At 69.9% G+C, this 2,642-nt stretch carries 2 protein-coding genes and 2 pseudogenes; 3 read left to right on the plus strand and 1 reads right to left on the minus strand.

What is annotated here, in order from left to right; translation table 11 throughout:
* Positions 1-239 precede the first annotated feature (239 nt).
* Complete coding sequence (locus ACFUN8_RS37230; protein WP_383647849.1) at positions 240-485, plus strand: alpha/beta hydrolase; 246 nt, start codon at positions 240-242, stop codon at positions 483-485.
* 220 nt (positions 486-705) lie between these two features.
* Positions 706-1,266, plus strand: coding sequence for a hypothetical protein (locus ACFUN8_RS37235; protein ID WP_383647851.1), 561 nt, complete (start codon positions 706-708; stop codon positions 1,264-1,266).
* A gap of 35 nt (positions 1,267-1,301) precedes the next feature.
* On the opposite strand, the pseudogene ACFUN8_RS37240 reads toward ACFUN8_RS37235, so the two are convergent.
* A pseudogene (locus ACFUN8_RS37240) lies at positions 1,302-1,766 on the minus strand (hypothetical protein); the annotation flags it as partial.
* A gap of 7 nt (positions 1,767-1,773) precedes the next feature.
* Here ACFUN8_RS37240 and ACFUN8_RS37245 point away from each other — a divergent pair.
* Positions 1,774-2,622 (plus strand): annotated as a pseudogene (locus ACFUN8_RS37245) (hypothetical protein); the annotation flags it as partial.
* Positions 2,623-2,642: the final 20 nt, after the last annotated feature.

The raw sequence follows: 2,642 nt of genomic DNA on the forward strand, positions 1-2,642 counted from the left end.
CGTACTGGGCGTACTTGGGCGACTCCGACAACGCGGCGAGGTGCCGTGCCAGGCGTCGCAGGCCAGGCGGGACTTTGAAGACAGGGCCTAGGGGCTTGAGCAGCAACCAAGCTGTGAGGCGTGGCCTGGATGGGCCGGCCAGGCTCGACGTCGGCACTTGGCCACGTTGGCCCTGGGCGAACTCGGGGCCGTGTTGCACCACCTGAGAGACACGATCTAGGCGATCCCGCCATGAGTCGGTGCCCAGCTGCGCGACATCGCGGGCCGCCTCGACATCACCACCGGCAAGAAAAGACGACGACCCGTACTGCGAGGGCGGCGCGGCCGAGCGCTACGGCCGGCCGCTCGGCCTCGACTCCGACGTGATCACCGGCGGCGCGCATCTCGACCTCGACGCGGGCTACGGCTCCTGGCCGTCGATCCTCGACTGGTGCCTCGACCCCACCGTCCGGCTGTCGCCGAGGCCCGGGACACCCGGGGAGTAATCCGAATCATTCCCGCATGTCCGACAATTCATGGAGTAATTCCAATTAGCCGTCGATACAGGGCAGTTGGAGCGTTAAAACCGCTGATTGGAACGTTCAAACTCTTGACCCGCTTCCCGCCGGAAGGCGACGATCTTCTGGTCGCCCACGCGTGTGGGCGATGAACGAGCACCGGAATTCTGCCTGTCCGATTTCGTATCCACGAAGGGTCGGTATCTCCGTGTCCCCCCACTCGCTCCACCGCAAGATCGGCTCAGCCGCAGCGGCGTTCGGCATCGCCGCCCTGTCCCTCGCGCTCAACTCCGGCCCGGCCCAGGCCGCCGAGCCGACGGAGCGCGTATCCGCCACCGCCGCGGCCCCACCCGCGGCCGCCGATTCCGGCAACGCGCTCGTCACGTTCACCAACAACAACGACGGCGGCGTGTACACCTGCGAGATCACGACGCCCTCCGGGCTCGGACACGCGCCGACCCAGCCGCATCAACTCTCCTGGCGGTCGGTCGCGGTCTGCGGTGTCGTCGTGCGCATGTACGGGGTCAGCGCCTCGTACGTGTGGGGCAGCGACATCGCCTACTTCCCGGGCAGCAGCTACGACATCACCGGCACGATCGCCGAGACCGTCGGCAGGGTGAACGTGCCCCCGGGCGCGTGGGGTCTGAACAACAACATCATCATCTTCACCCCGGCCGGTTACACGGCCACCCCGGGCAACGGCTGCGCGGCCGTCGCCGCCGACCAGACCAAGTGCACGGCGACCGCGGGGCCGATCATGGTCAGCTGAGTGGTGCGCCGGGTGGTGCGGGCGCCTGACCGGGCTTACGGCCTGTCAGGCGCCCTTCCCTGCTCGTGGGCACCCTCCTCGTGTGCGCCCTCGGCGTGGAATCTCACCGGGGCCCGGAAGCGGGCCCGGCGCGCCGCGCGCCGGAAAGTGATCAGGACCGCCGGGCCCGCGACCAGGATGCAGACGAAGTTGGTGACCGCGCGGCCGGTGTCCCAGCCCAGGGACGTGGCCAGGTCGAACGCGAGGTAGCGCTGCCACTGCTCGGTGAACGGCAGGCCGGGCAGATAGGCGATCGAGCTGTCCGGGTCGAGGGAGAACGGCCAGAAGGACAGGTTGAGCAGAAAGCCGAAGAGATAGCCGGACAGGGAGCCGTAACCGGCCAGGAGGAAGACCTCACGGCGGCCGGTGGCCCGTGGGAGCAGGGCCGCGTTGACCGCGGACAGAACGCCGAGCATGGCCAGCGCCTCGGAGTTGATGCCGCCCTCGGCGATCTCCGACAGATTGCTCGACGCGGCCGTCACCCGGGTCCGCGCCAATCAGCACAACGACGGCGGCTGGAACTACAGCAAGGCGGAGGGCGACCCCACGGCGCTCGCCGCGCCGAGCGACATCGACATGACCGGCGCGTCCATGGCCGCGCTGTGCGTGTCCGGCGTGCCCGCCACCGACCCGGACGTGGTCCAGGCGAAGGCGTTCCTGAAGACCAAACTCATCAACACCACGGGCGCGTTCAACGCCATGTGGGGTCCGAACACCGACTCCAACGGCTGGGCCGTGTCCGGCCTCAACGCCTGCGGCATCAACCCCCAGACCGGCGACTTCCTGACCTCGGCGGGCAAGACGCCCGTGGACTTCCTCATCGCCCAGCAGTTCAACCCGGGCGGCGGCTTTAAGTACCTGCCGAGCGACACGAGTCCGTCCTCGTACGCGTCGATCGACGGGCTGCGCGCCGTCGCCGGCGCGGGCTTCACCGCCGCGCCCCCGGTCCCGACCACGGCCGGCGCGCCGCGCTGGGTCGCCACCGGCGCGTTCACGGCGGGTACGGCGACCAGCCTCGCCGTGACCGTCGACGACGGCACGTCGCTGAAGGTCTGCTCGGTCGCCCTCACCCCGACCGGCACGACGACCGCCCTCGGTACCGTGCTGAACGCCGCCGCGGGCGCCGCCACCCCGTCGGGCTGTGTCACCGGTGTCACGCCGGCGTCCGGGACGGGCACGATCACGGCCCTCAACGGCAAGGCGAACGCGGGCAGTTCGACGTGGAAGCTGAGCATCGACGGTGCCGCGGCCACCACGGCGACACGCGGCGCCACGGTCAACGCCGGAGACACGATCTCCCTGCGCTACGGCAGCTGAGCCCTCGTCGGTTCCCGGCC

The sequence above is a fragment of the Streptomyces sp. NPDC057307 genome, from assembly GCF_042667665.1.
Taxonomy (GTDB): Bacteria; Actinomycetota; Actinomycetes; order Streptomycetales; family Streptomycetaceae; genus Streptomyces.